The sequence below is a fragment of the Oceanobacillus iheyensis HTE831 genome, assembly GCF_000011245.1.
In the GTDB taxonomy this organism is placed as follows: Bacteria; Bacillota; Bacilli; order Bacillales; family Amphibacillaceae; genus Oceanobacillus; species Oceanobacillus iheyensis.
Window position 1 is genome coordinate 3176084 of sequence record NC_004193.1, and the last position, 23301, is coordinate 3199384.

Annotated in this window: 20 protein-coding genes; 7 read left to right on the plus strand and 13 right to left on the minus strand. The window is 35.6% G+C overall.

Features of this window, described 5'->3' with window-relative positions:
* The first annotated feature begins 14 nt into the window (after window positions 1–14).
* Window positions 15–260 (plus strand): DUF1450 domain-containing protein, encoded by a 246-nt coding sequence (locus OB_RS15595; protein ID WP_041544336.1) that lies wholly within the window; start codon window positions 15–17, stop codon window positions 258–260.
* A 46-nt stretch (window positions 261–306) separates the two neighbouring features.
* On the opposite strand, the gene OB_RS15600 is transcribed toward OB_RS15595, so the two are convergent.
* The 8 genes from OB_RS15600 to OB_RS15635 all read right to left on the minus strand — a co-directional run bounded on the left by OB_RS15600 (window position 307) and on the right by OB_RS15635 (window position 8303).
* Window positions 307–1476 (minus strand): iron-containing alcohol dehydrogenase, encoded by a 1170-nt coding sequence (locus OB_RS15600; protein ID WP_011067456.1) that lies wholly within the window; start codon window positions 1474–1476, stop codon window positions 307–309.
* Between the two features lie 21 nt (window positions 1477–1497).
* Window positions 1498–1875: a RidA family protein gene (locus OB_RS15605; RefSeq protein WP_011067457.1), complete on the minus strand. Its 378-nt coding sequence runs from the start codon at window positions 1873–1875 to the stop codon at window positions 1498–1500.
* A 38-nt stretch (window positions 1876–1913) separates the two neighbouring features.
* Window positions 1914–2579, minus strand: coding sequence for a lysozyme family protein (locus tag OB_RS15610; protein WP_011067458.1), 666 nt, complete (start codon window positions 2577–2579; stop codon window positions 1914–1916).
* Between the two features lie 13 nt (window positions 2580–2592).
* Window positions 2593–3003: a hypothetical protein gene (locus tag OB_RS15615; RefSeq protein WP_011067459.1), complete on the minus strand. Its 411-nt coding sequence runs from the start codon at window positions 3001–3003 to the stop codon at window positions 2593–2595.
* A 25-nt stretch (window positions 3004–3028) separates the two neighbouring features.
* The gene (locus tag OB_RS15620) at window positions 3029–4369 is read right to left on the minus strand and encodes an MATE family efflux transporter (RefSeq protein ID WP_011067460.1); all 1341 of its coding nucleotides are present in this window, start codon (window positions 4367–4369) and stop codon (window positions 3029–3031) included.
* Between the two features lie 162 nt (window positions 4370–4531).
* Window positions 4532–6535 (minus strand): TRAP transporter permease, encoded by a 2004-nt coding sequence (locus tag OB_RS15625; RefSeq protein WP_011067461.1) that lies wholly within the window; start codon window positions 6533–6535, stop codon window positions 4532–4534.
* On the minus strand, window positions 6528–7058 hold the full coding sequence (locus tag OB_RS15630; RefSeq protein WP_011067462.1) for a DUF1850 domain-containing protein: 531 nt from the start codon (window positions 7056–7058) through the stop codon (window positions 6528–6530). Before OB_RS15630 ends, OB_RS15625 begins: the two co-directional genes overlap by 8 nt.
* 252 nt (window positions 7059–7310) lie before the next feature.
* Window positions 7311–8303 (minus strand): TAXI family TRAP transporter solute-binding subunit, encoded by a 993-nt coding sequence (locus tag OB_RS15635; protein WP_011067463.1) that lies wholly within the window; start codon window positions 8301–8303, stop codon window positions 7311–7313.
* A 364-nt stretch (window positions 8304–8667) separates the two neighbouring features.
* Here OB_RS15635 and nikC point away from each other — a divergent pair, with 364 nt between their 5' ends.
* Genes nikC through OB_RS15655 form a run of 4 tightly spaced genes read left to right on the plus strand, consistent with a single transcriptional unit; the run spans window position 8668 to window position 12632 of the window.
* Complete coding sequence (nikC, locus tag OB_RS15640) at window positions 8668–9570, plus strand: nickel transporter permease (RefSeq protein WP_011067464.1); 903 nt, start codon at window positions 8668–8670, stop codon at window positions 9568–9570.
* A 16-nt stretch (window positions 9571–9586) separates the two neighbouring features.
* Window positions 9587–10543 (plus strand): ABC transporter permease, encoded by a 957-nt coding sequence (locus OB_RS15645; protein WP_011067465.1) that lies wholly within the window; start codon window positions 9587–9589, stop codon window positions 10541–10543.
* A gap of 48 nt (window positions 10544–10591) precedes the next feature.
* The gene (locus OB_RS15650) at window positions 10592–11635 is read left to right on the plus strand and encodes an ABC transporter ATP-binding protein (protein ID WP_011067466.1); all 1044 of its coding nucleotides are present in this window, start codon (window positions 10592–10594) and stop codon (window positions 11633–11635) included.
* The gene (locus OB_RS15655; RefSeq protein WP_011067467.1) at window positions 11610–12632 is read left to right on the plus strand and encodes an ABC transporter ATP-binding protein; all 1023 of its coding nucleotides are present in this window, start codon (window positions 11610–11612) and stop codon (window positions 12630–12632) included. Before OB_RS15650 ends, OB_RS15655 begins: the two co-directional genes overlap by 26 nt.
* A gap of 365 nt (window positions 12633–12997) precedes the next feature.
* Here the strand turns inward: OB_RS15655 and OB_RS15660 are convergent, their stop codons facing one another.
* Window positions 12998–14623, minus strand: a complete 1626-nt coding sequence (locus tag OB_RS15660) for a glutathione ABC transporter substrate-binding protein (RefSeq protein ID WP_011067468.1) — start codon at window positions 14621–14623, stop codon at window positions 12998–13000.
* 233 nt (window positions 14624–14856) lie between these two features.
* Between OB_RS15660 and OB_RS15665 the strand changes: the two genes are divergently transcribed.
* Window positions 14857–15651, plus strand: coding sequence for a serine hydrolase (locus OB_RS15665; protein ID WP_011067469.1), 795 nt, complete (start codon window positions 14857–14859; stop codon window positions 15649–15651).
* Between the two features lie 29 nt (window positions 15652–15680).
* Window positions 15681–16940 carry a hypothetical protein gene (locus tag OB_RS15670; protein ID WP_011067470.1) on the plus strand — a complete coding sequence of 420 codons (1260 nt, stop codon included), beginning with the start codon at window positions 15681–15683 and terminating at the stop codon, window positions 16938–16940.
* A gap of 148 nt (window positions 16941–17088) precedes the next feature.
* On the opposite strand, the gene OB_RS15675 is transcribed toward OB_RS15670, so the two are convergent.
* From OB_RS15675 to OB_RS15690, 4 genes are all read right to left on the minus strand, one after another.
* Window positions 17089–17403, minus strand: coding sequence for a hypothetical protein (locus OB_RS15675; RefSeq protein ID WP_011067471.1), 315 nt, complete (start codon window positions 17401–17403; stop codon window positions 17089–17091).
* 194 nt (window positions 17404–17597) lie between these two features.
* Window positions 17598–20768, minus strand: a complete 3171-nt coding sequence (locus OB_RS15680; protein WP_011067472.1) for a DEAD/DEAH box helicase — start codon at window positions 20766–20768, stop codon at window positions 17598–17600.
* A 69-nt stretch (window positions 20769–20837) separates the two neighbouring features.
* Window positions 20838–22028 carry an MFS transporter gene (locus OB_RS15685; protein WP_011067473.1) on the minus strand — a complete coding sequence of 397 codons (1191 nt, stop codon included), beginning with the start codon at window positions 22026–22028 and terminating at the stop codon, window positions 20838–20840.
* Window positions 22029–22350: 322 nt separating this feature from the next.
* On the minus strand, window positions 22351–23298 hold the full coding sequence (locus tag OB_RS15690; RefSeq protein ID WP_011067474.1) for an ATP-grasp domain-containing protein: 948 nt from the start codon (window positions 23296–23298) through the stop codon (window positions 22351–22353).
* Window positions 23299–23301 lie beyond the last annotated feature (3 nt).

Here is a 23301-nt window from a genome sequence, read left to right on the forward strand (position 1 = left end):
AGAAAGTGATAGCAATGGGAATAGTCGTCGTTGAAATTTGTGACGGAAATGCAATCACTACCATAGATATAGAGTCTATCTTAGAGGAAGAATTTCCCGAGGTAGCTGTGCTTACAAATGAATGCTTGTCCTTTTGCGGCCTTTGTGCTGTAAGACCCTATGCATTAGTTAATAATAAACGCGTATTTGGCAAAACGCCCGAAGCGTGTTTAGATAAAATACGTAAGCAAATTAAAGAAGAGCTTGCCGTGTACGAATAATACACGACAAGCTCTTTTTTAATACGACAATTTATTTCCCGGGAAATTACAAACTTGCCGTATAAATATCGACAGAATCTTGTCTAGTTAGCTTTTTATAATTACCAAATTCTGGTCTAGCGATTACCGTTTTATCTGCCATTTCTTCGACAGAACCTTCATTAATATCATAATCACTTAACTTAGTTGGAGCGCCAATGCTTGACCAAAATTCTTGAAGCTTATCAATACCTTCAAGTGCAACTTCTTTATCTGACTTACCTTGTTCAGCTACATCAAATACTCTTACTGCTAATTGTTTAAAGCGTGGTGCATTCTCTTCATCTAATACATGTCGCATCCACTGAGGGAATAAGATTGCCAAACCACCCCCATGCGGAATATCATGCACAGCTGAAACCGCATGCTCTAAATTATGGGTTGCCCAGTCACCATGATAGCCTAAATTCAGCATGTTATTTAATGCTAAAGTTCCACCTAACATAGCTGTTGATCGATACTCATAGTTTTCTGGATCGTCTAATAGTTTAGGTCCAGTATCTATCATTGTTAATAATATCCCTTCGCACCAGCGGTCTTGTATTGGGGTATTTGTTGTATGATGGAAATAATGCTCTAATACGTGAGACATCATATCAACAATACCGTATATCGTTTGATCACGAGGCACAGAAAATGTATGAACAGGGTCTAATATAGAAAACTTCGGAAATGAGTATGGAGAGCCCCAACCATGTTTTTCATTGGTTTCCCAATTCGTTATAACCGATCCAGCATTCATTTCAGAACCAGTTGCTGCTAATGTAAGTATTGTACCAAACGGCAAAGCACCTTCTGCCTTTTCTTTTTTCGTAACAACATCCCACATATCAGCCTCAGTTACTGCACCTACTGCAATTGCTTTCGTACAATCAATCGTACTGCCGCCACCGACTGCTAATATAAAATCAATGGATTCTTGACGACAAATTTCTACACCTTTTCGAACAGTAGAAATTCGTGGGTTTGGCTCAACACCTGATAATTCAAATACAGCTGCTTCTATTTTTCCAAGTTCGGCAAGAACATTATCATAAATACCATTACGCTTTATACTTCCTCCGCCATAAACAATCAATACACGTTTTCCAAAAGGTTCAACCTGTTTTGAAAGTTGTTCAATCTGTCCTTTACCAAAAATTAGTTTGGTCGGATTTTGATACACAAAATTATCCATACTATTCCTCCTCTACTTTACCTATTTCACGTATGCAACAAGGTCCATTTCAATTAATACGTCCTTCGGCAAACGACTAACTTCAACTGTTGCTCTTGCTGGGTATGGTTCCTGTAAATATTTTCCGTATATTTCATTAACAACTTTAAAGTCTTCCATCGATGATAGATAGATAGTAAATTTAACTGCATGTTCAAAAGTTGTTTCTGCCTTTGTTAAAATAGCTTCTAGATTACTTAATACTTGCTTCGTTTGATTTTCAATTCCTTCTTCCACGTTACCAGTAGCTGGATTAATTGGAATTTGCCCGGAAATATAAAGAAAATCACCGGCTTGAATTGCTTGAGAGTATGGTCCAATAGCAGCTGGTGCTTTCTCTGTTTGAATTGCTTTTCTCATTTCTTCTCCTCCTCAAACATATGGTTTATTTCATCATATCAGTTTCCGATCTGTCTTTCTATCGCAAGTCTATAATCCATTACAGAGGATACATAATAAATATCTCCATAGCATGCTTCCAGTTCTTTTGCTTCTTCTCGCCTACACGTATAGATGGAATTATCTCTTCCTGACTGATCATACATTTTTTGCGAAAAAGTTATAGCTGCTTCTTGTGTGTATTCCCCACCACTATCTTGTACAAACTCGATAAATCCATGTCCAAAATTATACGCTTGTACAGCCAATTCAATATCGCCGTTAGCTTTATCCAAGGCCAGCGCAAAAAATGATACACCTTGTTGTATGGACAAGTCCGGGTCTTTTATACAGTTTCGCTCTCCACACAAACTCTCAGACGATTGCATTGGGTCTAATCCTCTTCCACCCGATTCCTGCATCATCATCGCAAGTATAACTGGTGTATGTTCTTCTATTCCATTCTGTTTGGCGTATCTACTAACTATCGAGTGATACTCCCAAATGTTTTCACTAATTTCTGGTAGCGCGTCTTTTTGCATCGGGCCTGGAGCATCTCTCGTATGATGACTTTCAATGTAATTCGTAATCCAAGATAACACGATTAATGATAAAATAAGTAGAAGACTAATTCCGAATAGTTGTTTTGTCGTATATTTCCACTTCTTAGAAGTCTTTCTATTCAACCTTCATTCTCCTTCATGTTTTGTAACTATGCTGTCGAAATACCCCGATGGAAAATCCGTAAATAAGATGTCCGATTATCCATAAAATAATAGCGTAGCCATCATAAAGTTCTGGGGTACGATCAGATAAAGCAGTAGTTGGATAAATTAATAAACCGATAACCCCACTTATACTTACATATGCCCAAAGTTTACATTCTAAATTCCATAAACGAAGAAAGAAAAATAACATATAAACCAAGACAACTGATACAACAATATGATAACTAAATTCTAAGATTGGTGGATGTTGCCATTCACCTATTATCGGGAAATAATCAATATTCATCAGTAAGGTATAAACTGGGATATTTGTAATTAATTGGCATAAATAGAAAAACAAACCGATAATACTTCCAGAAATAATCCCAATGAATAAAAGCATTTTTTCCTACTCTCCCATTTGTTATTTAATCTACGAACAATTCCTTCTGTCGCCATTTACCATATCTATAATAAAGAATGGCGAATAAGCTACTTATCACGAAACTTCCACCCATACCAATCCCAATTCCAACTTCCCCAAACCACGAAGAAAACATCGCGGTTAATGGATACCTTAATACCCAAAAGGAAATGACATTTAAGATGAGCACTTGATACATCGCACCAGCCGCTCGTACTATTCCATTTAATATAAAGTTAATACCTAAAAACGGATAACAGAGTGCAACAATTTGTAAATATACCGTTCCAAAATCTACTGCATCTGATTCTCTGATAAATAACCGAATTCCATATTTCGCAAATACTGCTACAGCAATACCAATTACAAGCATAATAGCAAAGTTATATATTACTCCATAGATTGCAATTTGGCGTATTCGCTTCCAGTTTTTGATGCCGATATTCTGTCCCGCCATACTTGCTACGGATGTACTTAACGCATGAGCTGGTAGCATGAGTAAACTATCTAAACGCTGAGCAGCCCCAAATCCAGCTACCACAGACTCTCCATGTGTTGTCACTACACTCATAATTGCTGCAGAACCTGCTGAGATAACAGCCATTTGTAATCCAGATGGTATTCCTAAATGTAGAATTAATTTTATTTCTTTTTTTGTTGGTAACGTAGGAAGAGAAAACGGAGCTAATTTCTTCCATAGTACATAAGAAATTCCACACAAAAAGGAGAATCCTTGGGAAAGCAGCGTTGCGTATGCCGCTCCTTCTATTCCCCAATCGAACACAGAAATGAACAACGGATCCAAAACAATATTTAAACCTACTGCAATGGTAATAAAATATAATGGTGTTTTACTATCTCCTAACGATCGAAGAACTGTACTGATGAAGTTATAGCCAAACAAAAACCAAATTCCGATAAAATTGATTCGTAAATAGGTAGTAGCATCATCCATCATCGATTCTGGAGTTCCTAGTAAACCTAGAAACTGTCCAGCGAATATGTATCCTATTACTCCAAGAAAAATGGAAATTAAGGTTAATAAAACAACGAAAGCATTTAAATATTTTCTTAAGCCATTTTCATTTTGTTTTCCTTTTTGTTGAGAAAGGATAGTAAGTGCCGCATTGTTCATACCTATAATAAAGGAAAGTACCACAAAAAGAATAGTACCTGAAATCGCTACTGCCCCTAGAGCAGATGCACCTAATAAATTTCCTACCCATAAACTGTCTATAAATTGATAAGAAGTTTGTAATAAATTAGCAAGTAATATCGGTCCTGAAAAATAAAATAACTGCTTAGCGATACTACCTTGTGTAAAATCATACTGCTTGTTACTCATATGTATTCGCCTCTTCCTCAACAAAATCCATTGCTATTATCATAACAGAAAGATATTGTATTGTATGAAGAATTATTTAGAAATAATCGACATTTATTTTGTTCTATCCACATAAATAAACCGCATGAACTCATTAAATGAATTTCATGCGGTTTATTTAATTTAGCTGTTAGCTACATTTACTTCACTTTGATTATCATCGTCTTTATCTCTCGTAACAAATTGTAGCACTAACTGAAGTGCAAATAATACAAATCCTATTGTATCTGACATGCCTTCTGGATAAATAAGTAATAACCCAGTTGCAATTGCTAGGACTCTTTCGTACCACTTAATATTTCGGTACCAATATCCTATCATACCTGCACTAATCGCAATCATTCCAAGTATTGCGGTGAATAAGGAGAATAAGATCTCTAACCAGGTAGAATCAATCATCAGTAGTGTAGGGTTTAATACAAACATGTACGGAATGATGAAAGCAGCAATTGCCAATCGGGCAGCATTACCACCTGTACGAATAGGTTCCCCTCCAGATATTCCTGTTGCCGCAAAAGCAGCTAGAGCTACCGGAGGTGTAATATCCGCTACAATACCGAAATAAAATACAAACATATGAGCAGCTAATACAGGTATAGCTACGTCTAAATTATCATTCAACGCTAAAATTGCTGGTAATGCAATGGTCGATGTAATAATATAATTCGCTGTAGTTGGCGAGCCCATACCTATAATAATCGAAGTTATCATTGTAAATACAAGTGTAAGCATTAATTGTATCTCAGGTGTACTTGCGATTGTTCCTGCAATAGATACTAAGCTATTACCAAGTTTTAATCCTAGACCAGTTTTTGTAACAACCCCTACAATTATGCCGGCACAGGCTGTTGCTGCAGCTACTCCAAGTGCTGTTCTCGCACCTTGTTCTAATGCTACAAAAAACTTCGGAACTGTTATACGAGTATCCTTTAGGAACAAACTAACAATGATGGTAGCCAAGATACCATATATTGCTGCACGTTCAACACTAACTCCTACAAATAAGAAATATACGATTGCCACAATAGGTAGTAAAAGATGGATTTTCTTTAACACCGTTTTTTTACTAGGAATTTCCTCACTAGACAATCCTTTTAAACCTGTTCGTTTTGCCTCTAAGTGAGTCATGATCCAAATACCTGCAAAATATAAAATAGCAGGTATGATCGCTGCCTTCGCTATATTCCAGTAACTTTCTCCTGCAAACTCAATCATCAAGAATGCTGCTGCACCCATGATCGGAGGCATTATCTGACCACCAGTAGAAGCTGCGGCTTCTACAGCACCAGCAAAGTTCTTACGATAACCAAGTCGTTTCATCAATGGTATTGTATAAGACCCTGTCGTAACTGTGTTAGCTACAGAGCTTCCTGAGATTGTACCATTTAATGCACTGGAGAATATAGCTATTTTAGCTGGTCCCCCAACTCTTTTTCCTGCTATAGATATCGCCAAGTCATTGAAGTAATTTCCGACACCTGTTTGTACTAAAAACGCACCAAATAATAGAAATAAGAAAATATAGGTAGAAGATACTTGTAATGGAGTACCTAAAATTCCTTCTGTTGTAAAGAACATAGAACGGATTAATTGTTCTAATGATAACCCGGAGTGTGCAAACATTCCTGGGATATATGGTCCTAACAACGCATAGCCTAAAAACAGCAAGGCTATGATCGTAATGGGTAATCCAACTGCACGACGCGCTGCTTCTAATACTAGCAGAATCGCTAATCCCCCAATAAGCATTTGATCTAGTGGAATGGAACCAAATTGTTGTACAAGTGAATCATAATTCAACGGCCAATAAGCACAAACTACAATGGCTAAAACCATTAGAACATAATCGTACCACGGAATCCTATCTTTTTTTGTCTTACGAACTGCAGGGAATAGTAAAAAGATAAGTGACAACGCAAAACCTAAATGTATTGTTCGTTGTAGGTATGCTGTCAATTGTCCGAATATCCCCGTATATAACTGGAATATGGAGAAAAGAACCAATGCAGCAAATATAATTATCGCTAAAACTCCAGTTAGTTTTCTTGTATTCGATTCTGCATCGTACTTTTCTAACAGCTCTTGTTGTTTGCTTTCAGATAGATTTTCATGTTGTTGATCACTCATGAATATTCACTCCTTTCAATTGCTCGAATAGGGAAATTTCTTTCACTTCTAACTTATACCAATCCCCCGGGACAAAGTAATCATTAAAAGGAACAGTGTGTACATCCGCACGTTCATCGCTGTTCCCCCAAGAGAGTCTGTGATTAGAAACTTTTTCACCGTTTCGTATATTTAAATAGTCAAATTCATTGGTCATATTTTTTATATGATATTTTCCATCAATATATTCAAACTCTTCATCACCCATGGCATCATTCGGCATCCCTATTCCAAACTCTTCATAAATCATTTCACATTGCATGATTTTTTTATCATCTGTTATTTTATATTTTTCTACAACATCCGTTAGATGAATGGAATGTGTAAACGTTATTCCAAAGTAATCTCCAGAATCAAGAATTAGATATGCTTTCTGTTTTCCCGTATTTCCATCATAAAAGACGAGGGCAGTTCGGAAAGGTACGAAAACCATACTAATCACCATTACAATAGTCAGAAGCATTAAAAACCATTTTTTTTGCATCAAATCACCTTTTGCAGGTATTAAATAAAATTACAATCGCGATTCGCAGCAACATACAAATGAAGAGGAGTTTGCAGTTTGGTAAGGCAATTACGCCCCTCCTCTAACAGGATTTACTAGTTGCTGAGAACTGTACCGGCCAATACCGGTTCAATTATTTAGTTATCCATAGCGCTATATTTCATATTCAAATCAAAAAATAGCCGGCAGCCAATCCCTAAATGGGCGGAGCCGGCCATTTCATGAAATTAATTATTCTACACCTTGTTCATCAAAGTATTTCTGTGCACCTGGGTGTAAATCAATACCAATTCCATCAAGTGCGGAATCGATTGTTATAAATTCACCTTTTGCATGCGAAATCTTATCTGCATTATCATAAATTGCTTTAGTCATATCATATACAAGTTCTTCTGATAAATCGCTAGATACTGCTAACATCGCAAGAACAGCAACGGTTTGAACATCTTCATCAAGACCGCCATAAGTTCCTCCAGTGATAACATCTGAAGCATAGTAAGGATACGCTTCAACTAACTCTTCCACTTTATCTTCAGCAATTGGAACTATAGAAATATCTACAGAAGCAGCAAGCCCTTCAACAGCACCAGTTGGTGTACCTGAAGTAATAAATGCTGCATCGATATTACCATCTTGAATTCCACCAGTTGACTCACCAAAGTCAAGGTTTTGTGCTTCCACATCATCCATTGACATACCATGGATTTCAAGAATTTGTTCTGCATTAATATATGTTCCTGAACCTGGTGCACCTACTGATACCTTTTTACCAGCTAGATCTTCTACAGAAGAAATACCAGAGTCAGCAGTTGTTACGATTTGAATTGTTTCTGGATACAAAGACCCGATTGCTTGAACTTTTTCTACAGGCTCACCATCAAAGGCATTAATACCTTCTACTGCGTGAGCAATTACATCTGTTTGAATAAATCCTAGTTGTGCTTCTCCATTCTCAATCGCTAAAACATTTTCAGCTGAAGCATTAGAGGAAATTGCATCTACTTGCACATCAGTATTATTATTGATATTCGTTGCCATTTCTCCACCTAACGGGTAATATGTACCGCTTGTTCCACCCGTTACTAGTGTTAACATTTCTGGGTCTCCTCCACCTTCAGAAGTATCCCCATCTCCATTAGAACCCTCGTCATCTCCACCACAAGCAGCAAGAAGAAGAACAAGTGCTACTAAAATAGCTAATTGACTAAACCATTTTTTCTTCATACAAACGCCCCTTTTAAATTATATTTATCTAGTAAAAATATCTTACAATATTTCAAACTAAAATGTCAAATTATTAACAAAATAGAAAGCGAATACATTAACTTAATAATTCGACATTTTAACCACTGTTTTTTTGTTTCGAATCTAAAAATTTAGATATATTTTAATTTTAAAACTTTATTTTTCGACAATATTTTTGAAATTAATGATTTTTGTGATTGTGTAAAGGTTTATAATACATATTTCCTACTATATTTTTACAAAATTCTCCCTTTCCCAACATTCACCTTATTGTAAATCAATAAGTTCATGATATAATCGTACAGATAGTATACTTAATTGATAGAAAGGAAGTTAACAAACTATGAGCCAACCAACTGAACACATTGAAACCCCCCAAACTGCTCATAAGCCACCTAATCCTAGGCTGAAAAGTTGGAAAATTGTTTTTAATAAGTTTAAGAAAAATAAGTCAGCTATGATTGGTGGATTTTTAATTATTTTCTTATTAATAATTGCAATTGTTGGGCCTTTTTTCACTCCTTATGAACCTTATGAACAAAATATCGTGAACAAATTACAAAGCCCTTCTGCTGAACATTGGTTTGGAACAGATAACTTTGGAAGAGATATTTTTAGTCGTGTCATTCAAGGGACAGGCCTAACACTGACGATTGGATTTTTCTCCATAGCTTTAGGTGCAACTATGGGTGTACTTTTTGGATTACTTGCAGGTTTTTATGGTAAGCGTACGGATAGCATAATTATGCGAATCATGGATATTTTACTTGCTTTCCCTGGTATTCTTTTAGCTTTAGCTATTGTTACTGTATTAGGAGGAAGTATCGCTAACTTAATTATAGCTGTTGCCGTTTCAAGTATTCCTGTATTTGCACGTATCGTTCGCGGATCTGTTTTATCTGTTAAGAATTTAGAATATATCGATGCTATGCGTGCACTTGGTGCTAGTGATACCCGGATTATTTTTAAACACATTTTTCCGAATATTACCTCTCCTATCATCGTTCAGGCAACTCTGAGTATTGCCACAGCAATTTTATCTGCAAGTGGATTATCTTTCCTCGGTTTAGGTGCACAACCGCCATCGGCTGAATGGGGTGCGATGCTTAGTGATGGAAGAAACTACCTATATAATGCTGGCCATGTTGCACTCTTTCCTGGATTAGCTATTGTAGTTGCTGTATTAGCATTTAATTTACTAGGTGATGGATTAAGAGATGCATTTGATCCAAAAACGAAAGAATAGGAAGAGGTGAATATCTATGTTTAAATTTATTATTCGAAGATTACTGCAAACTATTCCCGTACTTATTGGGGTATCTATATTAGTATTTAGTATGATGCATTTAATCCCTGGTGATCCAGCACAAATATTAGCAGGTGAAAGTGCACCAAAAGAACAAGTAGAGAACATTCGAGAAAGACTAGGTTTAAACGAACCAATTCCAATGCAATATTTCTCATATGTCACAGATGCTGTGCAAGGTGACTTAGGTAGCTCAATGAGAAGTGGTCGTCCTGTCTCAGAAGAAATCGGAGCAAGATTCTGGGTCACTGTTGAGTTTTCGATATATGCCACTATTTTAGGTGTATTTTTAGGACTAATCGCTGGTATTGTATCAGCAACGAGAAAGTATACTTTCTTAGATACATCTCTAATGCTAGTTGCTTTATTTGGACTATCCATGCCGAATTTCTGGTTAGGTTTAATGTTAATTCAATGGTTCTCTATAGGTATTGATTTACCAGCATGGGTACCATTCTTTGACAATACGAGTTGGTTTAGTCCATCCGGATGGGGAAATTTTGATCAACTAGTTCTTCCAGTTATAACTTTAGGAACAGGTAGTGCAGCTATCATTGCTAGAATGACAAGGTCCAGTATGCTAGATGTTATTGGACAAGATTATATACGTACAGCCCGTGCAAAAGGGGTAAAAGAAACAATCGTTATTTACAGACATGCATTAAAAAATGCGTTGATCCCAGTAGTTACAGTCGTTGGGCTACAATTTGGTAGTCTACTTGGCGGAGCAGTACTTGCTGAATCCGTATTTGCAATTAATGGTATGGGTAAATTAATTATTGATTCTATTACTGCTCGTGACTTTCCAGTTGTACAAGGTACTATTCTTGTAGTTGCTCTATTATTCGTTCTCGTAAATCTATTAGTAGATATTACGTACAATTTCCTTAATAAACGAATCGACCTCGATTAATATATCAGTTCTACAAGAAGTATGAATAAGAGAAAGGAGCAATATATAATGACAAGTACACCAAACACTTATGATAATATATTAGAGATTAATGAGTTACAGACTTCCTTTTTCACCAAAGATCTAGAGGTAAAAGCTGTTGATGGTGTGTCCTTTAGTATTCCTAGAGGAAAAGTACTTGGTGTTGTTGGTGAGTCTGGTTCGGGTAAAAGTATTACTTCATTATCAATCCTTCGACTCATTGAAGAGCCAGGAAAGATTAAAGGTGGAGAAATCAAATTCAAAGGGGAAAATCTATTAAATAAATCAGAATCTCAAATGCGTAAAATTCGAGGTAATGAGATTTCTATGATTTTCCAAGAACCGATGACTTCACTGAATCCGACTTTCACAGTCGGCCAACAGATTGGTGAGGCATACAAAATTCATCAAGGTCTAAATAAAAAGGAAGCTAAACAACGTTCCATTGAAATGTTGAAATTAGTAGGAATTCCTTCTCCAGAAAAACGCGTAGATCAATATCCACATGAACTATCTGGCGGGATGCGACAAAGAGTAATGATTGCAATGGCATTAGCTTGTAATCCAGATTTATTAATTGCTGATGAACCTACTACAGCTCTCGATGTAACTATTCAAGCTCAGATATTAGATTTAATCAAAGATTTACAAGAGCAACTTGATATGGGAGTTCTATTAATTACCCATGATTTAGGGGTTGTAGCAGAGACATGTGATTACGTAGCTGTAATGTATTGTGGAAAAGTTGTTGAATTTACAGATAAGAAGAGTCTCTTCTCTTCTCCAAAGCATCCATATACGGTCGGATTAATGCAATCAATACCTCAACATGATAAAGATGTTGAAGGAGACTTATCTGTTATTAAAGGTTCGGTGCCAAGTCCAGCAGAAATGCCTAAAGGATGTCGTTTTGCTCCACGTTGTCCGTTCGCTACAGATTTATGTCATGAAAAACTACCAAACTTAGAAACGGATGAAAATGGTAATCAAATTCGTTGTTGGATTTACTCTGATGAATGGAATGGAGATCCGGAGGTGAGTGTTTATGAACAACCAAAAACAACTTCTTAAAGTAAGAGATTTAAAACAACACTTTCCTATTAAAGGTGGAGTTTTAGGAAAAACGGTTAATCATGTTAAAGCGGTTGACGGTGTTTCATTTGATGTATATGAAGGTGAAACATTAAGTATTGTTGGGGAATCTGGTTGTGGTAAATCAACTACCGGTAGAGCTATTTTACGCTTAGATGAACCAACTAGTGGAGAAGTAGAATTTAATGGTACGAATATACTTGAATTAAAGAAAAAAGATATGAATAAATATCGTAAAGATATGCAAATTATCTTCCAGGATCCTTATGCTTCCATTAATCCACGTCAAACGGTTAGACAAGTATTAACAGAGGCAATGGAGATTCAAAACTCTTATCCAAAAGAGGAAAGAAGAGAGAAAGTCTTAGAATTAATGGAACGTGTTGGTCTTGGCCCGCACCAAGCAGATCGTTTTCCACATGAGTTTAGTGGTGGGCAGCGACAACGTATTGGAATCGCTCGCGCTTTGACGGTTGAGCCTAAACTTATTATTGCCGATGAAGCAGTATCTGCACTAGATGTTTCCATTCAAGCACAAGTAATTAATTTATTAAAAGAATTACAGCGTGATTATAATCTTACCTATTTATTTATATCACATGATTTAGGGGTTGTTCGTCATATCTCTGATCGTATTATCGTTATGTATCTTGGTAAAATCGTAGAAATTGCAGATAAAAAATCGTTATTTGATAATAATATGCATCCATATACAAAGGCACTCTTATCCGCTATACCATCAACGGATATGGAGAAAAAACGAGAGCGTATATTACTAAAGGGAGATGTCCCTTCTCCGATTGATCCTCCACAAGGATGTCGGTTCCACACTCGTTGCCCATTTGCTACAGAGTTGTGTCGTACAAAAGTTCCTGAACTAAGGAATACAGAAGGGATGCAAGAAGGTCACCTATCTGCTTGTCACCATATGGAGGCTATTCGTTCTGGTGAACATAAACAAACAGTAAATGCTTAAAACTATTAGACGACTTGAGATAAACCGCTTCTATCTCAAGCCGTCTTTTTTATATTGTGATTGAATCACAGATTATTTGGATAAAATTCGAATATTACACTGTTTAATTTAATCCATACAGTTGCTTTTATGCATTTAGCTACTCAGGGAAGAAAACAACTTTTCAAACGATCTTATGAGTTCCTATACTTCACCTTCCATACAATCAAAGACGAGTTCTTGCTGTACTATGAACAAACTTATTTTTTAAATACCAATAAAATATTTAGTTTTTATAAGCCTATCCTAATAGATGAAATTTCTTTTTGCACATTAAAAAGAGCCCTTGTACGAGTTAACGTACAAGGGCTCTCTTTAATTCTAGCTTATTGTTCTAACGTTACGTCTTTCAACTGAAGAATTTGTGTTGGTAATTGAGTTAAGCCTTGTACTTTATCACTTACACCAAGTAAGAAGTCTTGGTGGTGAATATAAAGCATCGGAGCTACCTCAGTTAATTTCACTTGAATTTCGCTATAAAGTTGTTGACGAGTCTCTGGATCTGGCTCTTGACGCGCTTCATCTAGAAGTGCATCTAACTCTTCATCTTTTGTAAACGTACGGTTACCAGCATCTCCTACATTATTCGAATGGAACAATGCATATAAACCATAATCCGCATCACCAGTAACAGTAGACCAACCTAATACAAACATATCATGCTCACCTTGTGCAGTTTGCTCTAAATACGCACCCCACTCAAGAACTTGTACATCTACATCAATATTGAATTCTTTTAATTGAGCTTGGATATTTGTTGCAGCATCCACACGCTCTTGACTATCGTTTGTCCAAAGTGTAGTTGAGAAGCCATCCTCTAATCCTGCTTCTGCAAGCAATTCTTTTGCCTGTTCAGGATCATATTCTAATCCGGGAGCATTTTCATCATAACCAAATACATCTGGAGCTAAAGGCCCAATTGCTGGAGTACCTACTCCATTATAAATACCATCAATGATTTGGCTCTTATCAATTGCCATATTGATTGCCTTACGTACATTCGGATCATCGAAAGGCTCTTTTTCCATGTTAAATCCAACATAAGATAAACTTACACTACCTTGTTGTGTTACACTAACGCCATCCATCGCTTCCACTTGCTCTACGTCATTCGGACTAAGTGGATCAGAAATATGTGAGTCACCAGTTTGTAATTCTGCTACTCGTGTAAGACCTTCAGTAACTACCTTAAATACTACAGAATCAAGTTTTGCAGGCTCATCCCAATATTCTTCATTCTTAACTAAGCGAATCTGTGAACCTGGATCCCATTTATCAAATTTGAAGAATCCTGTTCCAACAGGATTATTATTAATAACACTACCTGGATCTTCTCCATTTTCCATAGCTGCATAGTCTTCATTAATTACATCTAGAGATACCATTGCACCACCATTATGCGCTAAGTGAGCTGGAAGTGGTGAAAATGGAAACTCTGTTGTAAAACGAATTGTATAATCATCTACAACTTCAATTTCTTCAATCATTTCATATAAGAATAAACGTGGAGATCCTACATCTGGATCTAAGATACGTTCAATATTCGCTTTAACCACTTCTGCGTTAAAGTCTGATCCATCATGGAATTTAACACCTTCACGAAGCTTGAATTCCCATGTAGTATCATCAATTGCTTCCCATTCTGTTGCCAGACTTGGTTGTACTTCCATATTTGCATCTTGTTTTGTTAAAGATTCAAATATGTTTGCTTGCACGTTACTAGACGGTACGTCATTGGAACCAGCAGGATCCAACGATACGGCATCTGATAGAGTTGCAATAACAAGCTCTCCACCCTCGCCGCCTTCTGTAGATTCTTCAGAGTCTGCATCTGAATCACCAGAAGAATCTGTGTTACCACCTTCATCAGGTTCACTAGCACATGCTACTAGTACAACACTTAGAAGTAAACCAAAAACTAATAATAATAAAGACTTTTTTGACAATTTCACGTAAAATCCCCCCTAAGTTGCTAATTTAAAATCTTTTTTTATTTCGGAAAACTGTCTATTATATATTAATCTATTTTTTAAAAAATTTCAATGATATAATCATTTTGTCTTATTTTTTATTCATAATTTTAGCTATAATTCATACTCAATTACCACTTCTCTTTTCTTGACAATATTCCGAAAATTCAATATGATATTTTTAAATGTATTTTAATTTGGAAGGGTGCATTGTCTTGTCATTAAGAATGATTGAAACGGCATTGTCCGCTATTAAGCCCGCTCCACCAGTTTCTGTAAGCATAATAGTTAAAACAAACAATGGGATTATACGCTCAAAAGAAACGAAGCAAATGCGATCAGCCAGTATAATTAAACTGTTTATTCTTGCTTCAGCATACCATTTAAAAGAAAAAGGAAAAATATCATTAACAGATCAAATAAAACTATCTTCTAATGATTTTGTTCAAGGATCTGGAGTTATTTCCTATCTATCTGATGTAAAATTTCTTACGTATCAACAATTACTAGAATTAATGATTATTGTATCGGATAACACCGCAAGTAATTATCTTATAGAAAGGTTGGGAATCCCAGAAATTCAAGCATTTATTGAGAATTTGGGTTGTCAACAGACAAGATTAGAACGAAAGTTTATGGATATAGAAGCTCAAAAATTAGGTAAAGAAAATGTAACTTCAGCATTGGATGTAATCAGATTATTTGATATATTTACAGAGAAGAATAATTTTTTAGGGGAAAAATCACAACAACACATATTAAGTATTTTAAAAAATCAACAATTTAACAGTAAATTAACCGCTTACACAGAATATAACCCTCTCGTTACTTCGTATCACAAAAGTGGTGAGTTAAAAGGTGTAGAACATGACGCTGCTATCTTTTTAAAAGATAATAAATCGTTTAAAGTAGTAGTACTTACAGAGGGTTGGGAAAACAACGGAGATGGTCAAGCGTTTATAGCTTCATTCGGAAAAGTACTTCATAGATTCTTACAACAAGAAGCTTAAAAATTTATACAATAAGGAGTGCTTCATAAATGAAGACAAAAATTGGCGTTTTTGGTGATATGGAAACTGTCCACCGTGTGCGTAATCTTGCAGAAAACTACTCACAAATGGAGTTATTGCCGTTCTTCTGTAGTTCGACAAGTGAGGTTATGGATAAAATTGAAAGGGCTTTCATGTGTGATATGCTCTTGTTTACTGATTACTGCTCTTATCAAAAAGCATCTGAAAAAATCAAGAAAAAACAAACGCTTATTTATGTAGATTATGATGAGTACACTTTTTTGTCGTCTATATTAAGACTAAAAACGTTATATTCACTCAACCGTATTTCTACCGATGTACCAAAAGAAATACACATCAACGATTTGCTTCAAGACATGCAGATGTCCGATATACAAGTACATGCTTATGAATATGAAAAGAATCGAATCATTCCAGAGAGCGATATTGCTTTCTATCATTTAAAACTTTACAACGAAGGAAAAATAGACGGAGTTCTTACATCTAAAGTAGCTGTTCTTGAATATCTTAAAGCAGAAAATGTACCAGTTTATCAATTACAACTCCCTAACAAAAATATCATTGACGCACTTGAAAAAACACAAGAACTTATAGACTTAGCAGAACATTATAGCACTCAATTGGTAACAGGGATTATTTCTATTAAAGAAGGGGACAAAATAACTCAGAATCAAATAAACGAATTAAATAATTGTCTAAATGTATTTTCTGATGAGACTGATGCAATGCTTATACCATGCAAAAATAATCATTTTCTTTTAGTAGGTACGAAAAAATTATTACAAAACCTAAAAAATCATTATCGTGATTTTCCTCTAATACAAGAGATGGAAGGAATTGTAGCTAGTCCAGTGAATATCGGATTTGGATTTGGACTAACTCCTAGTTCTTCTCTGAAACACGCACAGCAAGCACATTCACAATGTAATGCAGAGACGCATAGTATCAGCTATATTGTGAATGAACGACAAGAGACAATTGGTCCAATCGGAATAAAGCGTGATATTGATACTTCAAAACTCTTTCACGCACTTATTCATAAAGCGAGACTGAATAATGAACTATCCTATAATTTTATAGATTTTATTATAGAACGGAATAATGAACCTTTTTCATCAAATGATATTGCTGATTTTTATAAAGTGACCAAACGAAGTGCTGAGCGAACAGTAAATAAATTATTAACAGGTGATGTTATTAGAGTGGCTGGAGAAGAGCGTCCCTATTTAAAAGGACGCCCACGAAAGTTGTTCTCTTTAAAACAGTAATCAATGATAGCTCTTAAAATTAACTATATCGCAGATTGAAATAGGTATGCTTCCACTGGCTTTAGATTTATTTAAAGTATTTACCAACATTTATATCCCAGAAGCCTACCTATTTCAACTGCTAATAAAATCAATTCTAATTGCTCATTTAGTAACCATTGTGGTTCGATATAATTATTGCTGCTTTTTCGATATCATCTTCAGCTATTAGCACTTCCAATAAATGAGTCATTGGTTGTTCATTTTTTACATCATCCTTGTTACCATCTTCCTGTATAGCAACATCTTGAAGCAAGCCCCAATGGCGTCCATACGGTATTACTGGAATAAATATTTCTTTTTCAAATCCTGGTGGAATCTCATCAATAAATAGTTGTTGACTTCGAACGGAGGCTAAAGAAGATTGTGCAGATATAGCATCATTTTCACTTTGAAAATATGCTCTTAAGGTTTTCATTTCCATTTACTTCCCTCTCCTTTATCGTTTGCTACTACTATTCCCCTTCATCAAAAAAACAAACACTGCGCAAAAGTGCAGCGGCCTAGCCTATGATGGATAATTGCTCTTTTCACTCAAAGGATCTGTCTACGATAATATAAGGTCCAAATCCTCTTCTAAACAAATAAGGTTTTCTACCAGAATTCTGGTAGAAAACCTTATAAACTTAACAATTCTTTTATATCATCTTCATTTAATGATGAAAGCATTGTTTCTCCAGGTTGGATAACCTGATCTATCAGCTCTCTTTTCCTTTGCTGTAAATCATATATTTTTTCTTCTATTGTTCCTTCTGTTACTAAACGAATTACTTGTACAACCTTTTTTTGTCCAAAACGATGAGCTCTACCAGTTGCTTGGTCTTCTACAGCTGGATTCCACCATAAATCAAATAAAATAACCGTATCTGCACCAGTGAGGTTTAAACCTGTTCCACCGGCTTTAAGTGAAATAAGAAAAATATCATTCTCTCCATGATTAAATCGTTCACTCATTTCGACTCTTTCCTTAGAAGAAGTCTGACCGTGGAGATAAAAATATCCATACCCTTCTTTTTTCAGCCGCTCCTGGATAATTTCATGCATACTTGTAAATTGAGAGAAAATCAACATTCGCTTACCATTATCTAATGCCGTCTTAATTGTTTCCATCAGTTGTTCCAGCTTCCCGGATGCTCCTTCATAGTTTTCAATAAACATGGAAGGATGACAACATATTTGCCTTAGACGCGTTAGCCCAGCAAGAATTTTCATTCTGTTTTGTTGGAATCCATTTTCTTTAAATGACTGGACTGCTTCCTGCTGAACCTGTCGTAAGTAGCCAACGTAAAGATCTTTTTGCTCCCTCGTCAATTCAGATACGTGCACAGATTCAATTTTCTCAGGCAACTCTTTTAAAACATCTTGCTTTAATCTTCGTAAGATAAAAGGTCGAGTTATTGCAGCAATTTTTTTAGGTTCTAGCTGTTTAAACGATCGTTGATCAGGCATCAATCCTGGTAGAACCACTTGAAATATGGACCACAGCTCTTCTATTGAATTCTCAATAGGTGTACCACTTAATGCAAACCGTCTTGTTGCTTTAATTTGTCGGATAGCACGAGAAGTTTTTGTTTGATAGTTTTTTATATACTGCGCCTCATCCAGTAATAACGTTTGGAATGTTATTTCCTGATAAAATTCAATATCCTGCCGTAACGTTGCATAGGATGTTATCCAAATGTCTTTATTCGTTGACTCTGACATAACTTGATGGCGTTCTATAGGATTTCCTGTCAACACCGCTACCTGTAGGTGAGGAGCAAATTTCTCCAGTTCATTTTTCCAGTTATAAACCACAGATGATGGAACAACAATCAAATGTGGTCCAATTGTTTCCCCATTTGATTCAGATACCAGATACGTAATACTCTGCAATGTTTTACCTAATCCCATATCATCTGCCAATATGCCACCTAAATGATACTGACTCAAAGACTTAAACCACTGATATCCTACTTTTTGATAACTACGTAGGTTAGCTTGAACATTTTCAGGAATTTCATATACCTGCTCTTCTGGTGAATGAAGATGACTTAATAAATCTCGGAAATGTGGATCATAATGCTTTTTTGTTTCAATTAAATCATCTAACTGCGACCCACGATATGCTGGCATTTGAACCTTGCCATCTAATAGTTCCTCTTTTGAAATCCTCATATCATCAAACAAGCGCTGCATCGAACTAAATTCTTCCGTCTCCAGATTCATCATCTGACCTGATTGCAGTCGAAAGAAACGCTTCCGTTCAATTACAGCTTGTAGAATCTTATTTACTTCATTATCATTTATCCCATCAATATTAAAACCAATTTCTAATAAATTCGATTGTCCTTCCATCCGAACACTCGTATATGGTTCTGGCTCATTTTCAATAAACAATCCTCTGAATTCAGAAGATAAGAATAGCTCAACATAATTATCTAAATACGGTAACACATGATAAAGAAAATGATATAAATCTTCTTCTTCCGCATCCATATACAATTCTTTTCCGTTATATCTAAAATTTGCATCTTCAATATATTTCATGATTAATTTTTCTTGTGGTACGTCTCGAATAATCATGACCTGATGATCTTTCTTCCCTTGGAATGGATCAATACGATGGGAACCATACTGATATTCTAACTTTCCAATTATCAAACCATCTCTTAACTCTAAATAACATTTTGCTTGTAATGGGGCTTTTATCAGTTCTTCCGATAAATGATCATCCATATCAATATCACCTATGCGTTGCAATGAAGGTATTACTTCAGATAGGAATGTATCTGTTTGTTCTTTTGGTACATCAAAGTTCATATCTTCAAATCGAAACTTTTCCATTTGTTGTAAGACTGGAATTTGTTCATAGGTTGGAAAATAGAATACTCCTTGCTGAAACAATATATTATATAAGGGAAAGAAGATAGTCTCTTTCAACTCAGACATAGACAAAACAACATGCTCATCTTGTTTTGTAATATAAAACTGAAAAGGTAATTCATTCTCTTGCAATTGAATATCCTTATACTGTGTTACATTATCAACAATATAAAAATTACGATCGACAAGCTTAAATAGTAAATCTTTCACTACATAAGGTGGAATAGTTACATACCTTCTATCTGTACTTCTCCCTCCAAATGTATAACTATCATACAGTTCTTCGTTTTTACATAAATCATGCAATATACGTAGAATCTCCATATCCGCTTCTAAAAAAGAGTGAATGGACGGTTCGTAAGTAAACTTCTTCGTAAATGAAAATGGTTCTTGATCCTGCACCGCATCTAAAAAAGATGCTACATTTCGTACAACATAACGATGTTGTTCACCCGTCTTTATTTCTAACTGTAACCGTCGATCATAGGTCCAGCTCCCAATATACTCCACCGACATTTCTGAACTGGAATAATTCTCTTCCTCTACAGCATCTAATGGGGTTAAAATATTACTCATTGCTTCTATAAACCTGCTTGAACGATAAAAATTTGGTTGTCTGATGGATGCATCTCCATTATTTTCTAAAGTTGATATCGCAATTAAAGATGCTACAATATGTTTACAAGAGCCAAATGTTTCAAAAGCAGGGCAATCACAAAAAGTATCAATGGAACCTTTCTCCATATCCGTTAACCCTATTTCAACAAAATAATCCTCCGAACCTTGTACTGTCGCAGTCCAAACGTTATGGTTACGATCAAAAACAACGTCTTTCACTTGGTCATTTTTATAATAGGTTAATCCCCGCTTATAAAATGCAGAAGGAAATAGTTTTTGAATATCAATATCTTTAATACTTTTCAAAGCTCATTAACCCACCTTTTTTGACCGATTTCTTCTATTATATAGTAAAAATACCCATTTTTATACGATTTACACTAGTTTCTTTTTCGATTTAAGCACTACGAATATATAAATTAAGATTGAAATTACAATGGATCCTGCTGCAGTTAAGTAAATGGAAGCATAATTAAACCAGGAAGCTATTTGTCCAAATAAGATTGCACCGATACCTACTCCTAAGTCAAATGAAGAAAAAAATGTTGCATTAGCCATCCCCTTTCGATCACTAGGCGCTTTATTAACAGCCCATGCTTGTAGAGCTGGTTGAATTGCTCCGAACCCTAACCCAAAACATCCAGCTGCTGTTAATAGAATGGCTGTACTAGGTAGCCAAGCTAACAATAACATGGATACAAAAATTAATACGGCTGCAGGCAAGAATATATATTTATGTCCTTTGCGATCATAGATTTGACCAGAAAATGTACGAGATATCATTATAAAAATAGCAAAAATCAAGAAATACAACTGGATGCCTTCAACGCCTCTTTCCATTGCATGAAGTGGTAAAAATGTTGCTATCCCTCCAAAAGCAAAAGTAATAAAAAATAAGAGAACAGCCGGTTGTATAGCTGATTTTTCAAATACATCAAATCGAGCTGGCTGTGTTTTATGTGGTGATACATTTACTTTCCTATAGTGAATTTTCAATGCGAATAATAATGCAAATAAACCAAATACTGCACATAATAAAAACAGCTGACTATATGAAATAATCCCCACTAGTGTTAATCCTAACGATGGACCGAATGCTAAAGCGATATTACCTGATAAACCAAAATAACCCATTCCTTCCCCTCGACGCTTAGGAGGAATCAGATCAGTTGCAACAGTCCCTCCAGCAGTTGTGGAGAATCCCCAACCGATTCCTTGGACGATACGGATAATGACAAGTAGAACAAGACTTGCTGTAAATGCATACGCTCCTACGGATATAACAAAAATCCCTAAGCCTAATAAATAAACAAATCCTCTTCCCTTTGATTCTAAAGCATGCCCTGCATACGGGCGAATAAGTAATGCTGAAAATGTAAATATACCAACGATAATTCCAACCATTTGATCACTACCGCCTAATTCTTTAACAAATAATGGTATAGTTGGTAATGTCATTTGAAATCCTAGGAAAATAAAAAAATTCGCCACCCATATAAACAGAAAGTCCCTCGACCAAATTTTCTCTTTGCCTAAACTAGCTTTAGTATTTCCTTCCTGCACCATAAAAAAACTTCCTTCTATGTTTAGTTAAGTTACGGTGTTATTATACAAGAATTTTTTGATTATTTAAATCAATCGACTCTCCTAATTTTAGATTAACTAATATTTCGCTTTATGAAATATTAGTATCAAAATAAAACGAGTAATGATTTAGTCTTGTTCCCAGATCTAAATCATTACTCGTTATCTCACTGAATCCATTTCGATTTCCATTGCAGACGAACGCTTTTTAGCAGGTACGGCGTCAGCTAACTTGAAAAAGAAGAATACAATTTCTTACGTTTTTTAATAAAACTTGGCAATTATGAAATTGACTCCAAAGAATTTACTTTTTAACTGTAAGCTGTTCTAATTCTCTTTCTAAGAATTTCGCGACTTCTAACATTCCATACGAGCCATGGTTATCTTCTGCTTCTGAATTATAATTCGTGTTTGTATTTATATCATACGTATAAATATTCCCATCTGCATCTTCGATAAACTCAATTCCAGCGATTTGAATATCATTAGCCGCTAAAACTGTTTCATATTGTTCTATTATTGGGTGACTAAATCCTTCCCGCACTTGGAATTTAGCTGGTTTTTCAACTTCTCCTTCAGCTGGACAAAATAAATCTTCCACCGAGCAAGCATCTGCAGGACATAGCTCAAATCCTTCTGAAGTATCTACTCGAACGGCATAAACAAATTTCCCACCAACGAACTCACAACGAGTGATATAAGCCTCTGGAGATACAATATACTCTTGCAATAATGTTACACCATCAATTGGTTCTTCAAATTCACTACTATTCACATAAGATTGGAGAGCTTGTGTTGAACGAAATAACTGTACACCTAAGCCTTTTCCTGCTCGATTATGTTTGGTAATAAAACTTGTTCCTTCAAACTGTTCTGCCGCTTTTAAGATATTTGCTTTCCCAACTGCTGCAGCTGTTTTAGGCGTTTTCACACCAAATCTTTCTAGTTCCAAGTATTGTTGAACCTTACTTACTTCCAACTGTAGAGCACGACTACCATTAATCACCGTTCTACCATGAAACTCTAACCAAGCTAACACCGCATTTGTAAATTCAGGGGCATAACGATTACCTCTTGTATGTGAGGATGCGCTCATACGATTATAAAATATACCCTCTGGCGGTTCACTTAGTAGATCTATATGCCCTTCTTGAAGTAACCAATCTTCATAAGGAAGTTCCAATTCATCCAATCGTTTTATAAGGTGGTCCGTCCATTCCATATTTTCATGTAAAACATAAATTTTACTCATCAT